The sequence below is a fragment of the Enterobacter cloacae complex sp. IR53041 genome (genome assembly GCF_049238285.1).
GTDB lineage: Bacteria > Pseudomonadota > Gammaproteobacteria > Enterobacterales > Enterobacteriaceae > Enterobacter > Enterobacter roggenkampii.
In genome coordinates this window covers 1-13,723 of the sequence record NZ_JBMKHB010000009.1, presented here as the reverse complement: position 1 = coordinate 13,723, position 13,723 = coordinate 1, and the positions used below count along the sequence as shown (strand labels likewise).

14 protein-coding genes, 1 tRNA gene and 1 pseudogene are annotated in these 13,723 nt (G+C 51.5%); 12 read left to right on the top strand and 4 right to left on the bottom strand.

Going from position 1 to position 13,723, the window contains the following annotated elements; all coding sequences use genetic code 11:
• Nucleotides 1–77 precede the first annotated feature (77 nt).
• The 5 genes from rraB to ACOTXF_RS08515 all read left to right on the top strand — a co-directional run bounded on the left by rraB (nt 78) and on the right by ACOTXF_RS08515 (nt 3,666).
• Complete coding sequence (rraB, locus tag ACOTXF_RS08535; protein ID WP_008501374.1) at nt 78–503, top strand: ribonuclease E inhibitor RraB; 426 nt, start codon at nt 78–80, stop codon at nt 501–503.
• Nucleotides 504–549: 46 nt separating this feature from the next.
• Nucleotides 550–1,308, top strand: a complete 759-nt coding sequence (miaE, locus tag ACOTXF_RS08530; protein ID WP_003862942.1) for a tRNA isopentenyl-2-thiomethyl-A-37 hydroxylase MiaE — start codon at nt 550–552, stop codon at nt 1,306–1,308.
• A gap of 30 nt (nt 1,309–1,338) precedes the next feature.
• Nucleotides 1,339–2,061, top strand: a complete 723-nt coding sequence (locus tag ACOTXF_RS08525) for a hypothetical protein (RefSeq protein ID WP_048962079.1) — start codon at nt 1,339–1,341, stop codon at nt 2,059–2,061.
• A gap of 106 nt (nt 2,062–2,167) precedes the next feature.
• A tRNA-Leu gene (locus tag ACOTXF_RS08520) sits at nt 2,168–2,252 on the top strand.
• A gap of 163 nt (nt 2,253–2,415) precedes the next feature.
• Nucleotides 2,416–3,666, top strand: coding sequence for a tyrosine-type recombinase/integrase (locus tag ACOTXF_RS08515; protein WP_248218942.1), 1,251 nt, complete (start codon nt 2,416–2,418; stop codon nt 3,664–3,666).
• Nucleotides 3,667–3,727: 61 nt separating this feature from the next.
• Here the strand turns inward: ACOTXF_RS08515 and ACOTXF_RS08510 are convergent, their stop codons facing one another.
• From ACOTXF_RS08510 to ACOTXF_RS08495, 4 genes are all read right to left on the bottom strand, one after another.
• The gene (locus ACOTXF_RS08510) at nt 3,728–4,987 is read right to left on the bottom strand and encodes a HEPN domain-containing protein (protein ID WP_232944116.1); all 1,260 of its coding nucleotides are present in this window, start codon (nt 4,985–4,987) and stop codon (nt 3,728–3,730) included.
• A gap of 536 nt (nt 4,988–5,523) precedes the next feature.
• Entirely contained in the window at nt 5,524–6,087 is a 564-nt protein-coding gene (locus tag ACOTXF_RS08505; protein ID WP_232944115.1) for a phage polarity suppression protein, read from the bottom strand.
• A 28-nt stretch (nt 6,088–6,115) separates the two neighbouring features.
• On the bottom strand, nt 6,116–6,334 hold the full coding sequence (locus tag ACOTXF_RS08500; RefSeq protein ID WP_013095389.1) for an ogr/Delta-like zinc finger family protein: 219 nt from the start codon (nt 6,332–6,334) through the stop codon (nt 6,116–6,118).
• 2 nt (nt 6,335–6,336) lie between these two features.
• Entirely contained in the window at nt 6,337–7,080 is a 744-nt protein-coding gene (locus tag ACOTXF_RS08495; RefSeq protein WP_234115411.1) for a capsid protein, read from the bottom strand.
• 539 nt (nt 7,081–7,619) lie between these two features.
• Between ACOTXF_RS08495 and ACOTXF_RS08490 the strand changes: the two genes are divergently transcribed.
• From ACOTXF_RS08490 to ACOTXF_RS08460, 7 genes and pseudogenes are all read left to right on the top strand, one after another.
• Complete coding sequence (locus ACOTXF_RS08490; protein ID WP_013095392.1) at nt 7,620–7,886, top strand: helix-turn-helix transcriptional regulator; 267 nt, start codon at nt 7,620–7,622, stop codon at nt 7,884–7,886.
• A complete protein-coding gene (locus tag ACOTXF_RS08485; RefSeq protein WP_232944113.1) occupies nt 7,883–8,434 on the top strand; it encodes a host cell division inhibitor Icd-like protein in 552 nt (183 codons plus the stop codon). The genes ACOTXF_RS08490 and ACOTXF_RS08485 overlap by 4 nt, the downstream gene beginning before the upstream one ends.
• Entirely contained in the window at nt 8,431–8,658 is a 228-nt protein-coding gene (locus tag ACOTXF_RS08480; protein WP_063618869.1) for a hypothetical protein, read from the top strand. Before ACOTXF_RS08485 ends, ACOTXF_RS08480 begins: the two co-directional genes overlap by 4 nt.
• Nucleotides 8,655–8,975: a DUF5375 domain-containing protein gene (locus tag ACOTXF_RS08475; RefSeq protein WP_232944112.1), complete on the top strand. Its 321-nt coding sequence runs from the start codon at nt 8,655–8,657 to the stop codon at nt 8,973–8,975. The genes ACOTXF_RS08480 and ACOTXF_RS08475 overlap by 4 nt, the downstream gene beginning before the upstream one ends.
• A 14-nt stretch (nt 8,976–8,989) precedes the next feature.
• Nucleotides 8,990–11,323, top strand: a complete 2,334-nt coding sequence (locus tag ACOTXF_RS08470; RefSeq protein WP_234115410.1) for a primase-helicase zinc-binding domain-containing protein — start codon at nt 8,990–8,992, stop codon at nt 11,321–11,323.
• Nucleotides 11,324–11,710: 387 nt separating this feature from the next.
• The gene (locus ACOTXF_RS08465) at nt 11,711–12,406 is read left to right on the top strand and encodes a hypothetical protein (RefSeq protein WP_234115409.1); all 696 of its coding nucleotides are present in this window, start codon (nt 11,711–11,713) and stop codon (nt 12,404–12,406) included.
• A 391-nt stretch (nt 12,407–12,797) separates the two neighbouring features.
• Nucleotides 12,798–13,631: pseudogene (locus ACOTXF_RS08460) on the top strand (tyrosine-type recombinase/integrase); the annotation flags it as partial.
• Nucleotides 13,632–13,723 lie beyond the last annotated feature (92 nt).

Genomic DNA, 13,723 nt, shown 5'->3' with positions numbered 1-13,723 from the left:
TTTCCAACAAAGGTGGAGGCAAACCCGTCCGTGTGTGAAAATAGAAGTATCTGCCGCACTTTAAAGAGGATTGAGCCATGGCAAACCCGGAATTACTGGAAGAGCAACGCGAAGAGACGCGTCTGATTATTGAAGAGCTGCTGGAAGACGGTAGCGATCCGGACGCGCTGTACACCATCGAGCACCATTTCTCTGCGGATGATTTCGACGCGCTGGAAAAAATGGCCGTGGAAGCCTTCAAGCTGGGTTACGAAGTGACCGAGCCGGAAGAGCTGGAAGTGGAAGAGGGCGACACCGTCATCTGCTGCGACATCCTGAGCGAAGGCGCGCTGAAGGCGGAGCTGATCGACGCGCAGGTAGAACAGCTGATGAACCTGGCCGAGAAGTTTGACGTGGAATACGACGGCTGGGGAACCTACTTCGAAGATCCGAACGGTGAAGACGGCGAAGAAGGCGACGACGAAGATTACGTCGACGAAGACGACGACGGCGTGCGTCACTAAGCATTTCAGGCGGTGGCGCGCGCCACCGCTTTTTCAAGGCAGAACCATGGATTACCCGCAGATACTCGCCCCCGTACTTAACTTCCTCCAGTGCCCGACCCCGCAAGCATGGATTGATAAAGCCCGCGACCCGGCGAACCTGCCGCTGCTGCTCACCGACCACATGGTGTGCGAGCTCAAGGCCGCCCAGACCGCGCTGCTGCTGGTGCGTAAATACGTCGCCGACGAAAGCGGTGCCGACGCGCTGCTCGACTGGCTCAAGCCCTACGAACAGTTCACTTTCCGCGACGGCCCGGAGCCGGACTTCATCGCCCTGCACAGGCAGATTGGCAAAAGCGTGATGCCCAAAACCGACGACCCGTGGGGCCAGGCGCTCATCGACAGCATGGTGCTGCTGATTAAAGAGGAGCTGCACCATTTCTGGCAGGTGCGCGAGGCGATGCTGGCCCGCGACATTCCGTACGTCAAAATTACCGCCAGCCGCTACGCCAAAGGGATGCTGAAGGAAGTGCGCACCCACGAACCGCTGACGCTGATCGACAAGCTCATCTGCGGCGCCTACATCGAAGCCCGCTCCTGCGAACGCTTCGCCGCGCTGGCCCCGTTCCTCGACGACGACCTGCAGAAGTTCTATCTCTCGCTGCTGCGCTCGGAAGCGCGCCACTATCAGGACTACCTGACGCTGGCCCAGCAGGTGAGCGACGACGATATCTCACCGCGCATAAAGCTTTTTGGCGAAATTGAAGCCACACTTATCTCGACACCGGACAACGAGTTTCGCTTCCACAGCGGCGTGCCGGTGTAAACCGGCATAACTCAAGGATAAGGATGCGAGATGAATAAAACGTGGACCCGTATTGTGATTGTCGTCATTGCGGCTGCCGCCGTGGCGTTCTGGGTGTTTTGCGACAGGCAGCGCGCCCCGGAACGGCAGATGGACAACGCCCTCAACGCGATGCCCGCCTGGCAGGTGATTAAGGAGCAGGAGCCCGCGCTGCATCAGCGCATCCTCGACCAGATGGCCGCACTGCAAAAAGCGGGCGAGCCGGAGCAGCAGATTATCGACACCATCCAGCCGCAGATCCTGCATCTGCAGATGTCGCGCCTGCAAAACGCGCCGGACGCCAACGTGGTGAACTACATGACCATCAACATGGAGCAGACCGCCGCCATCCAGAAGGTGAGCGACGACGCCTGCTTCCGCTTCCTCTACCCGATGGTGAAGGGCGGCATCAACCCGATGCGCATGCTGGATAAAGACCTGATGGCGCGGCGCATGCAGGCCGACGCCGACATGATGCGCGCGGCCTACGGCAAAAACCGCCACACCGTGACACCGGCAGAACGCGAGGCGGCTGTCGAGGATGTGCGGCCGATTATGAAGGCACTTGCCGACAAGTACGGCGAGGACATCCAGTTGCTGCAGATGCCGGAGAAAGCGGCGGGCAAAGAGAAGCTCTCCTGCGATATGGTGCAGGAGATGTGGGCCAAGGTGCTGGCGCTGCCGGAGCAGAAGGCGGCGAGGGTGATTCGGCTGGCGGTGTCTGAGCTGGACTGACGAAGGGCGCTGGTTTTTTGGGCACTTAGCGCGGGTTTCGCGCGTCGTCGCTTGCATGGCGACGCGCGACAGGTATAATCCACAACGTTTCCGCATCCCCTTCAGTGCCGAAGTGGCGAAATCGGTAGACGCAGTTGATTCAAAATCAACCGTAGAAATACGTGCCGGTTCGAGTCCGGCCTTCGGCACCATTAGCACTTCCAAGACCATCCGAGAAAGTCCATCAAACCCTTTAAAATCAATACTTTCAGCGATTTTTATGTCCTGAGTTGTCCGAGGTAGTCCGTTGAAATCCGGATGTCATTGGGGGCATAATTGGGGGCATCTTAACTTCGATAAGAAATGTGCCCCCAGATGAAGCTCAACGCCAGACAGGTCGAGACCGCAAAGCCAAAAGACAAAACCTACAAAATGGCCGACGGCGGCGGTTTGTATCTTGAGGTTTCGGCTAAGGGTTCTAAATACTGGCGCATGAAATACAGACGCCCCTCTGACAAAAAAGAGGATCGCCTTGCCTTTGGTGTTTGGCCTACTGTGACGCTTGCTCAGGCAAGAGCAAAGCGTGACGAGGCTAAAAAGCTGTTAGTGCAGGGCATTGACCCAAAAGCCGAACAGAAAGAAGCTCAGGCTGAGGATTCGGGGGCATACACTTTCGAAACAATTGCTCGTGAATGGCATGCCAGTAACAAGCGCTGGAGTGAAGACCATCGCTCACGCGTTCTACGCTATCTTGAGCTTTATATCTTCCCTCATATCGGTTCGTCCGACATTCGGCAGCTTAAAACCAGCCACCTGTTAGCCCCGATTAAAAAAGTTGATGCCATTGGCAAACATGATGTCGCTCAGCGCCTGCAACAGCGCGTCACGGCCATTATGCGTTATGCCGTACAGAACGATTACATCGACACAAATCCAGCCAGCGATATGGCCGGTGCGCTATCGACAACCAAAGCGCGACATTACCCGGCTTTACCTTCCAGCCGGTTCCCTGAGTTTCTTGCACGTCTTGCTGGATATCGTGGCCGTGTAATGACACGGATAGCGGTCGAGCTTTCCTTGCTAACTTTTGTGCGTTCCAGTGAGTTGCGTTTTGCGCGTTGGGATGAATTCGACTTCGATAAATCTCTTTGGCGTATACCTGCAAAACGAGAAGAAATTAAAGGCGTGCGTTATTCGTACCGAGGCATGAAGATGAAAGAGGAACATATCGTTCCGCTTAGTCGGCAGGCGATGATTTTATTAAACCAATTAAAGCAGATTAGTGGTGATAAAGAGCTGCTTTTTCCGGGTGATCATGACTCAACTAAAGTTATGAGTGAAAACACGGTAAACAGCGCATTGCGTGCGATGGGCTATGATACGAAAACCGAGGTGTGTGGGCATGGGTTTAGGACGATGGCGCGTGGTGCGTTGGGGGAGTCGGGGTTATGGAGTGATGACGCGATAGAGAGGCAACTGAGCCACTCAGAGCGTAATAATGTACGTGCAGCTTATATTCATACATCTGAGCATTTGGATGAACGCAGGTTAATGGTGCAGTGGTGGGCTGATTACCTTGATGAGAATAGAATTAAATTAGTATCTCCTTATGATTTTGCTAAATGATATCATATTATTTTTATTTTTTTTATTGACCAAGGGGCGTGACGCCCCTTTTTTTATTCTGCTAAATAACGGCATTTAATGTCTTTAAATAATCTTTTACCCGATTTAACTCCAGTTCCAGCAAATTATGCGTAAGAGTGTCGTCATTTGATAATTTGTAATTCTCAACTGCTTTGTTTAGTTTGTTTCTATATTTTCTTAGTTCTTTTTTGTATGAATCATGAATATTCATATATATGTATCTTGTTAGCTTTCTTATGTGGTGCTCTCCATCAGCTATAAGTTTTTTATCTGCTGACTTATTATCTGTGTCATCGTTTTTACTAATGTCTACACTTTCTCCAGTTTTTTCATGAATGGTCGTTTTTAACTCTGATTTTATTTCTGCTTCTTGTTGTTCAGTTATTTCTATTTCCTCAATGGCATTAAATGCTTCATTGATAACTTCATTGATATCATTTTTTTTACTAATGATTTGTCTCATTTCCTCATAAGTAATAAAACGATTGTGTGCAACTTTATTTCTCAGATCATACAAAGATTCCCAATCGTCAATAAGTTTTTCTTCTTTTTTGTTTCGCTCTTTAGAATCGGTACTTTCTGAATAAACTTCAGGGGAGAAATATCGTTGCCAGTTACTCTTAGGGACAAAGTCCATTAGCTTTTCAACGTCAATGGTTTTTTTTGTGCTATTTAAAATTCGATGAACGTCGGCTGTTTTGATTGTACTATACTTATCGAATAAAAACTTGGAAAGCTGAATGAAATCCGTTTCTGAAAGGAATGTGTTCAGTGATTGAGTTTCAGATTTAACGTCTTTATTTTTGATTGAATCTATGACTTCTTGTGGAATGTTTGACTTAATCCACTCCAAGCCTACTTTCGTAGACATAAAAATGGTTATTAATTTTCTCATTTTATTTTCTATTTCATGTATGTGCTTGTAGCCTTCAATAGAAAATTCAGTTGCTAAGTCATCTCTAAGCGTATTAAGTTGTGAGTGTTGTAATTCTCTAATTGTAGCAATGACTTCTTTATTTAGGTCTCTAATTGCTAGTTTTTCTCTCTCATTTGAAACCTCAGTCAGGTTGCAAATATCAATAACATAGCTACGGTAAGCTTCATTTTTTGACTTTATTTTCTTTACGTTTAGGGAAAACTCAGTGTTATGAAATGTGATGGTGTTGCTGGACCCCTTTTTTTCTATCCTTAAGTTTTGGTTAAGTTGAAGACCTCTTATTAAATCCTCTTCATTTTGCATTAGCTTTCTTTCTTCTGAGAAAATCAACAGATATTCAGAAGTGTAGTTTTTCCCTTCCATTAGTTCTCCTTAAATATGTTTATTGAATGGGGGATGTGGCTGTGTTGTTACAATACAGGCTCTAGTACCCGATCACCAAGTAATATCTATGGGCTCAGGGCATCACCGTGCAAAATGAGCGATGTTGAGGTTATGGGTGAACTGCTGAAAAGCGACACCTTGGGACGTTAAAATGGGTGCTTTCCTCCGGTGTACGTCTTTTTCTCCCCCTTACCTGGCCTTCTTGGAAGCTCTCAACTCGTTCTAATATCCCTGTACTACGCACTGACACTACCGCAAACCCGCACAGCAGAGAGACGCGTGCAGGCCGTTAAATTAAATAAGCACTTTACCGCTGGCGCGCAATGCTCTCCCCGCCACGCCTGCCCGCTTAAGGGGGCGCTTTTAATGCAGGTGCAAGACCAGCTTCAGGGTGCGCCAGTGCTGGTGCTGGCGGGGGATCCAGTGTCGCTAAAACGCATGCAAAACCATGCACCTTATGCATGCATGGCTTTTTTAGGGGAAAAAGGCGGGATTTTCGGGAATTTTTTAAAGGACTACTGCGCGGCCAGCTCTGCGCGTCGGCGGGTGTAATTCAGGTTCTGTGCGGGTGTGAATTTTTCACGACAATCATCGCGCGAGGCCGCGTCAGGTCTGAATCCGATGGCCGTTAAAATGTCATAATCCTGCACCGAATAATTAATTTTTTCACCGGCGGTCAGCCAGACCAGCAGCGCCTCACGCAGATAGTCGAGTGAGTGCTGCATGGCGCAGCGCTGAATGGCGGAATGTTGCCCGGAATAATTCATCAGCTCCGGGGCAAGGGCGGCGGCCAGCTCCGCGCCGTGCGCCTGCATAAAATCATTCAGACGGTTACGGATGCTGATGCGCTGCACCTCCTCATGCGAGCGGATATAACGCCCGGCAGCCTGATTTATTTCCCACTTTTTCACATCGATAATTTCGCGCAGGGTTTGCAGACTCCGGCCGCTGTGGTCGTTACCGGCAAGCTGTTCGCGGTATGCCTGTTCGGCCTGCTTCAGTTCATCCCGGCGTTGCAGCCAGGCGGATTTATTTGCCTGACAGGCCTCAAAGGCTTTCTGTAGAGTCAGTGTGGTCACGTATGTCTCTCCTGATGTCTGGCCGTGCTCACGCACCGGCACGGTTAACGGTGGCCGCCGGTGCGGGTACAGGGGTAACCGGCTCAGTAACCGGTGAACGGATAATCCCGTCAACGGATTCAAGCGTACGGAAGGTCGCCGAGCACTCGACGTTCACGCACTGGTGATAGCGCTGTTTGACGTTCTCAGACAGATAGCGACTGGTGCGGGCGTGCGCACTGGTTTTACAGAACGGGCAGTGAAACATGCTTATTCCTCCGCTTTTGTCTCGCCATTACCAGCCAGTTTTCTGGCGAGCATCATTCTCTTCGCCGGGCTGCGTAACAGCTCCATATCCACACCGTTAATCTGCGGCCGGTGCATGCCCGTCACAGACAATACCGGCTCCTGCTTCATATCGAAGTGATACAGGCTGCCCTGACGGCTCAGCGCATCGCGCAACTCGCCGACGACAACCGACTGGGGGGCACTGTCACCCTGCATTTCGAGCGCGCGAATGCGCAGCAGGAAAGCACGTATGAGCGCGACGGGGAGCGTGTTGACCACCTGAGTCCATTCCGCACCGGCATAAGCGGTAAAGGCATCGTCATGCGCTGACAGGTATTTACTGGCGGTGGAGCAGGCATTCAGCATGGCGCGTGTCCGGTCGGTTTCCAGCTCCGCAATCAGGCCGGTGAACTCGTCGGCCAGCTCGCGACTGGCGATACGCTTGCTGTGCTCTGCTTTCATTTCAGGGGTGAGATTGCCGCGCAGGGTGCGGAAGCGACTGCGCCAGTCCTGCTCCGCCTCTGCACTCTCACTGAGGGCGGTCTGCCGCTCCTGCTTACAGCGTTCAATGGACGTATCAATCTCTTTCAGTTCCTGCATGCTGGCCGCGTGCGTGTCTCTGGCCGCAGTGAATGCGCTCAGCTTGTCTGTGATGCGCTGGCTGCTCTCTGCTGACTGTTGAGCGGCTACATTCTGCAGGGCAGTAATGACTGTTTCGGGTTTCATGTTCAGGCTCTCCGTGTGTTCAACCTGAAATGATTCTGCCCTTCATCACACAACATCTCGATTCATTGCAGTTGTGGCAGTTCTGGCACAAACGGCACTCAAAACCCGGCTGGCCAGAGAAAGGTCTCAGCAAAACCTTACTCATCGCTTGTTTTTTTACTGATAACTGTTCACCACTGTTCACCATAAATAAAAATATAAGTAATACAGTAGGTTAAAGGGTGAACAGTTGCAGGTCTGACTGTTCACCGTCTGTTCACCACTGTTCACCTGCCGTTCTGGCTTATCTCAGGGCTTTTATATTTTATTCCGGTCAATGCAGCAGGTATTAATCAGTAAAAGTAATCATGGGTTTTCCATCAATTGCCACTGATTGCCAGCAGTTGCCATGGGTTTGCCACATTCGATAAATCAACGGTCTGGATGCAAAATCGTCTGTAAAAGACTTGTTGCCCTGAGGGAAAATATTCACAAAATAGAGAGCTACCCGAGGCCGGACGGACACGACCGGCACAGTATGGACTTTATGAGGTAGCCCGATGCACACCGCTTTTTCTTCCCCGTCTTCTGCCCCTGCCGCCCCGATGATGCCGGTCTCTGATGCCGTTCAGGAACGCTTTATCCGCCTGCCCGAAGTGATGCATCTGTGCGGTCTGTCCCGGTCGACCATTTATGACCTCATCAGCCGGGAGGCTTTCCCGAAGCAAATCTCCCTCGGCGGTAAAAACGTGGCGTGGGCGCAGTCTGAAATCACCGCATGGATGGCAGATCGTATTGCCGAACGCAACCGGGGCTGTGACGCATGATGATGACCGTTCAGCAAACAGTCCCTTTTTCTGGCTTGCTTCCTGTCGCCATTTCCAGGTATAGTTTTCCCGCTGTCGCAAAATCGGCAGCCGGGATTGGCGTCCCGTTTACAACATTGGCGACACCAGACGCGCCTTGCGTCTTTTTTTGTGTCTATGCCTCAGTGCATCCATTTTTGATCCAAAGATGTGTCTGTCTATGGATCCTTCGTGTAATGGTGGCTCAGGCGGGGGCTTCTTACGAAGCGCCGGTTTCCAATGTTGCCGGTTACGCCAACCCCGTCTGGGCTACCACCAGTGAAATTGGCGTTTCCGGTGGTAGCAGTCACATGCAAACATTGGAGGTTGCCATTATGGCTACGATCCTCACCCCGTCTCATCCGCAGTTTGTCTTTGTGTTTGCCGCCGTTCGTCGCGCAGACCGTAAAACCCGTATCTTTATGCTCCGCACCGTTGCCGGTGATGAACACGCCGCACGCCTGTCCCTCGTTCGTGATTACATTCTGTCGTTCGCTGGCCGCCTGCCGGTTACGGAGGTGCGACCATGAAACAGACCATTATCACCCCTCATGATATTGAGTGCCTTGAGCATATGCGTAATGTCGGCCAGCTCGTTGACGAGCTGATGAAGGTGCAGGACTCAACCTCCGTTTGTCGCGACCCGGCGCAGCAGTTGCAGCTCACCTCCGTGATTTACCTCATAACCGCCCAGCTCGACGGCGTGGTCGAGCGCTGCAAAAAGCGCTGGCTGACCGGGGAGGATAACGTATGAAAAAGCCTCTTTCACCCGTATTACGCGCCGCGCTCTATCGCCGCGCCGTGGCCTGTGCATGGCTGACAGTATGCGAGCGTCAGCACCGCTACGAACACCTCACCCTTGATGCGCTGGAAAGCGCCATCGCCGACGAGCTGGAGGGCTTCTATCTGCGCCAGCACGGTGAGGAAAAAGGCCGCCAGATTGCCTGTGCGCTGCTGGAAGATTTAATGGAAGCCGGACCGCTCAAGGCCGCGCCCTCACTGTCCTTTCTCGGGCTGGCCGTGATGGATGAACTCTGTGCCCGTCATATCACATCGCCTGTTATGCGCTGAGGGAGAAAATAACCATGAAAATGAACGTAACGGAAACCTTAAAACAGGCGTGCGGCCACTGGCCGCGCATTCTCCCGGCGCTGGGTGTGAAGGTCATTAAAAACCGCCATCAGGCCTGCCCGGTGTGCGGCGGCTCTGACCGCTTCCGCTTTGACGATAAAGAGGGGCGCGGCACATGGTTCTGTAACCAGTGCGGTGCGGGTGACGGGCTTAAGCTGGTTGAGAAGGTTTTCGGTGTAAAACCGTCAGAGGCAGCCCAAAAGGTGAATGCCGTGACCGGCAACCTGCAGCCGGTTGCCCCGGAAGTGATTGCGGCCGCAGAGGCTGAAACCGAAGCCGACCGTAAAGCGGCCGCCGCGCTGGCCGTCAGACTGATGGAGAAAACCCGCACGGCCAGCGGCAACGCTTATCTGACCCGTAAGGGTTTTCCCGGACATGAATGTCTCATGCTGACGGCCACACATAAAACCGGCGGCGTGACGTTCCGCGCCGGTGATGTGGTTGTCCCGCTGTATGACGATACCGGCGTGCTGGTTAACCTTCAGCTTATCAGATCTGACGGACTCAAACGCACCCTGAAAGGCGGTCAGGTCAAAGGGGCATGCCACACCATCGAAGGGAAAAAACAGGCCGGAAAACGTCTGTGGATTGCGGAGGGCTATGCAACCGCGCTCACCGTGCATCACCTGACCGGGGAAACCATCATGGTGGCGCTGTCCTCCGTGAACCTCCTTTCTCTGGCGAGCCTTGCCCGTCAGAAACACCCGGCCTGTCAGATTGTGCTCGCCGCCGACCGCGACCTTAACGGCGACGGCCAGAACAAAGCCGCAGCGGCCGCAGAAACCTGTGAGGGTGTTGTTGCCCTGCCGCCGGTGTTTGGTGACTGGAATGATGCGTTTATGCAGAATGGCGGGGAGGCCACGCGAAAAGCGATTTATGATGCCATCCGGCCACCGGTACAAAGTCCGTTCGACACCATGAGCGAGGCGGAATTTACCGCCATGAGCGCCAGCGACAAGGCTCTGCGGGTGCATGAGCATTACGGCGAAGCGCTGGCGGTGGATGCGAACGGCCAGCTCCTGTCCCGTTATGAAGCAGGGATATGGAAAGTCGTTCAGCCGTCCAGCTTCGAACGCGACGTAGCCGGGCTTTTTCAGCGCCTGCGCGCCCCGTTCTCGTCGGGGAGAATCACCTCAGTGGTGGAGACGCTGAAGCTGATTATTCCTCAGCAGGCCGCACCGGCACGCCGTCTGATTGGTTTTCGCAACGGGGTACTCGATACCCGGAGCGGCCTGTTCAGCCCGCACAGCAAATCACACTGGCTGCGCACGCTGTGCGACGTGGATTTTACTCCGCCGGTCGAGGGGGAAACGCTGGAAACTCATGCCCCGAATTTCTGGCGCTGGCTCGACCGGGCGGCCGGTAAAAATCCACAAAAGCGCGACGTGATACTCGCCGCGCTGTTTATGGTGCTGGCGAACCGCTACGACTGGCAGCTCTTTCTCGAAGTCACCGGTCCCGGCGGGAGCGGGAAAAGTATTCTGGCCGAAATCGCGACCCTGCTCGCCGGAGAGGATAACGCCACGTCGGCTGATATCGATACGCTGGAAGACCCGCGCAAGCGTGCATCCCTGATTGGCTTCTCGCTTATCCGTCTGCCTGACCAGGAAAAATGGAGCGGTGACGGTGCAGGGCTGAAGGCCATCACCGGCGGCGATGCAGTTTCAGTTGACCCGAAATACCAGAATCCGTACTCAACGCATATCCCGGCGGTGATTCTGGCCGTGAACAATAACCCCATGCGCTTCACTGACCGCAGTGGCGGTGTGTCACGTCGCCGGGTGATTATTCATTTCCCGGAGCAGATTGCCCCGGAGGAACGCGACCCGCAACTCAGGGATAAAATTGCGCGAGAGCTGGCCGTCATCGTGCGCCAGCTTATGCAGAAATTCAGCGACCCGAAGACCGCGCGCGCACTGCTCCAGTCGCAGCAGAACTCCGACGAGGCGCTCAGTATCAAGCGCGATGCTGACCCGACGTTTGATTTTTGCGGCTATCTGGAAATGCTGCCGCAAACTAACGGGATGTTTATGGGCAATGCCAGCATCGTCCCGCGCAATTACCGTAAATATCTCTATCACGCGTATCTGGCCTATATGGAGGCTAACGGATACAGGAACGTGCTCAGCCTGAAAATGTTCGGGCTGGGGCTGCCCATGATGCTGAAAGAGTACGGCCTGAATTATGAGAAGCGGCACACGAAGCAGGGGATACAGACCAACCTGTCACTGAAAGAGGAAAGCTACGGCGACTGGCTGCCGAAATGCGACGAACCCGCAGCGACTTAACCAACTCCAGACCGGCAACAGCCGGTCTTTTTCTTTCCGGCAATTATCATAAGGTGAACACTCCACTGTTCACCCTTCACCGTATATTCACCCTATATCGCTTTGAAATTATTGATAAAAAAGAAAAGGTGAACAGTGTGAACAGTAAAACCCAAAAAAACTTTTTATCCCCCCTCATAACCATCGTATTGCGGTGATGGTTGCCGGAAACAGGCCAGAAATGCGCTGAGGTGAAGAGTTGACTGTTCACTCTTCACCAACTGATCACCATCTATAATTATGATATTAAAAAGAAAAATAAGGAGGTGAACAGAGTGAACAGTTAAATGCAAAAAAACTTTTTTTGCATATGATATTGCTATGCAACTTCATGAGAAAATTTAAGCAATGGATAAGACCAGAGATTTCATTTTAGAAGGACTCTCCCGCTTTGACTTGGCTGATTTGCCTGGTCGACCTTATGACTGCGCTTTTGACCTCTTGGCTGCAACGCCATCGAGAAAAAGGCTGATTATGATGGGCTTTAATGGCTCGTTAGCTGATTCGTGTATGACTAACCGCCAGTCTATTCTGCAAGATTATGAACATCCTTTTATTTCAGGTATCCAAGAAGGGATACAAGGAAAATGGGGGATCACTCATCTTGCTAAAAGACTCCAGCAAATACCTTCTTGTCTCGGTTATAGCTGGGTGGATGTTATTTATACCAACGCATTAATGATGTGTTCTCAGAATGCTGCAACCCTGAGAAAAGAGGCAGCTTGTCACGACACTACAATGAATGAAATCGAAGCAAACTCAATGGCATTTTTTGAGCATGTAACAGCCCATTTGAGCGAACCAGATTTGATCGTTGCATATAGCAACAGTCTCCAGTCACTCTCAGCCGCGAGTTTGTTGCTAAAGCACTTTGGCGATGCAACTACTCTCAAATTTTCTCAGCCGAAAGGCTACCACACTACTTTCGCGTTTATGGCCAATCTTAACAGTAGAAATATCCCGGTTATCTGCGTGCGACACATGTCACGATTCAAACCTGAAGAGAGTTATATCAGGGCGGCTTTTAACTTAATGGATTGTTAAGTTTTGTTCTGGTAAGGATCCGTATGACGGAACCTAACCGGTTAAGAATAACTATCCATAAAAGGTACATGCTTCAACTCGTTATCCATACAATGGCAACAAAATGTCTGGGGGCACAAAAAGGGGCATATTTTTTAGTTTGTAATATTAAATCCTTTTATATCAATTAATTATGGTGTGTTTTGAGTCCGGCCTTCGCACCAAAAGATGCAAATCAAAGTCGCTTAAGGGCGGCTTTTTTTGTGTCTGAAATTCAGTATTTACCCATCATCCCCGCTTTATTAACTCTCTCAAGGTCAACCGGCTTCAACGTACATCTACCAACAGATGTTGGTACAGATGATGGTTTTTCCGGTTCGATAATGCTTGTACCAACAGGGAGGGGATAAGCATGGTGTTAACAGATATCAAGGTCAGAACAGCTAGGCCAACGGATAAGCAATACAAACTGACCGATGGCAGCGGTATGCACCTGCTTGTCCATCCAAATGGTTCTAAGTACTGGCGTTTGCAGTACCGTTATGACGGCAAGCAAAAGATGTTGGCACTTGGGGTTTACCCTGAAATCACACTGGTGGATGCCAGAGCACGTCTTGACGAAGCGCGTAAGCTACTAGCGAATGGCGTCGATCCGGGAGACTAAGAGAAAAATGATAAGGTTGAACAGAGTAAAGCACGAGCCTTTAAAGAGGTAGCGATCGAGTGGCATGGCACCAATAAAAAGTGGACTGAAGATCACGCCCATCGTGTGCTAAAAAGCCTGGAAGATAATCTCTTTGCAGCGCTTGGTGAACGTAATATCACTGAGTTAAAAACGCGCGATTTATTAGCGCCCATTAAAGCAGTGGAGATGTCTGGACGTCTTGAGGTTGCTGCTCGTCTTCAACAGCGCACTACGGCCATCATGCGTTATGCAGTGCAAAGTGGGTTAATTGATTATAACCCGGCACAAGAGATAGCTGGGGCGGTTGCTTCCGGTAATCGACAACATCGTCCGGCGCTGGAATTAAAGCGCCTCCCTGAGTTGCTTGAGAAAATAGACAGCTATACCGGCAGGCCGCTAACCCGCTGGGCGACAGAACTCACTCTGCTTATCTTCATTCGGTCCAGTGAACTGCGTTTTGCTCGCTGGTCAGAAATCGATTTTGAAACGTCATTGTGGACCATCCCGCCCGAGCGAGAGCCTATTCCTGATGTGAAACATTCTCAGCGAGGTTCAAAGATGGGTAATGGTGCCAACTTACTGATTTAGTGTATGATGGTGTTTTTGAGGTGCGCCAGTGGCTTCTGTTTCTATCAGCTGTCCCTCCTGTTCAG

What these genes read in the sequence shown, in the direction of transcription:
- rraB (WP_008501374.1), top strand. Translation starts at nt 78, where the DNA reads ATGGCAAACCCGGAATTACTGGAAGAGCAACGCGAAGAGACGCGTCTG.
- miaE (WP_003862942.1), top strand. Translation starts at nt 550, where the DNA reads ATGGATTACCCGCAGATACTCGCCCCCGTACTTAACTTCCTCCAGTGC.
- ACOTXF_RS08525 (WP_048962079.1), top strand. Translation starts at nt 1,339, where the DNA reads ATGAATAAAACGTGGACCCGTATTGTGATTGTCGTCATTGCGGCTGCC.
- ACOTXF_RS08515 (WP_248218942.1), top strand. Translation starts at nt 2,416, where the DNA reads ATGAAGCTCAACGCCAGACAGGTCGAGACCGCAAAGCCAAAAGACAAA.
- ACOTXF_RS08510 (WP_232944116.1), bottom strand. Translation starts at nt 4,987, where the DNA reads ATGGAAGGGAAAAACTACACTTCTGAATATCTGTTGATTTTCTCAGAA.
- ACOTXF_RS08500 (WP_013095389.1), bottom strand. Translation starts at nt 6,334, where the DNA reads ATGTTTCACTGCCCGTTCTGTAAAACCAGTGCGCACGCCCGCACCAGT.
- ACOTXF_RS08495 (WP_234115411.1), bottom strand. Translation starts at nt 7,080, where the DNA reads ATGAAACCCGAAACAGTCATTACTGCCCTGCAGAATGTAGCCGCTCAA.
- ACOTXF_RS08490 (WP_013095392.1), top strand. Translation starts at nt 7,620, where the DNA reads ATGCACACCGCTTTTTCTTCCCCGTCTTCTGCCCCTGCCGCCCCGATG.
- ACOTXF_RS08485 (WP_232944113.1), top strand. Translation starts at nt 7,883, where the DNA reads ATGATGATGACCGTTCAGCAAACAGTCCCTTTTTCTGGCTTGCTTCCT.
- ACOTXF_RS08480 (WP_063618869.1), top strand. Translation starts at nt 8,431, where the DNA reads ATGAAACAGACCATTATCACCCCTCATGATATTGAGTGCCTTGAGCAT.
- ACOTXF_RS08475 (WP_232944112.1), top strand. Translation starts at nt 8,655, where the DNA reads ATGAAAAAGCCTCTTTCACCCGTATTACGCGCCGCGCTCTATCGCCGC.
- ACOTXF_RS08470 (WP_234115410.1), top strand. Translation starts at nt 8,990, where the DNA reads ATGAAAATGAACGTAACGGAAACCTTAAAACAGGCGTGCGGCCACTGG.
- ACOTXF_RS08465 (WP_234115409.1), top strand. Translation starts at nt 11,711, where the DNA reads ATGGATAAGACCAGAGATTTCATTTTAGAAGGACTCTCCCGCTTTGAC.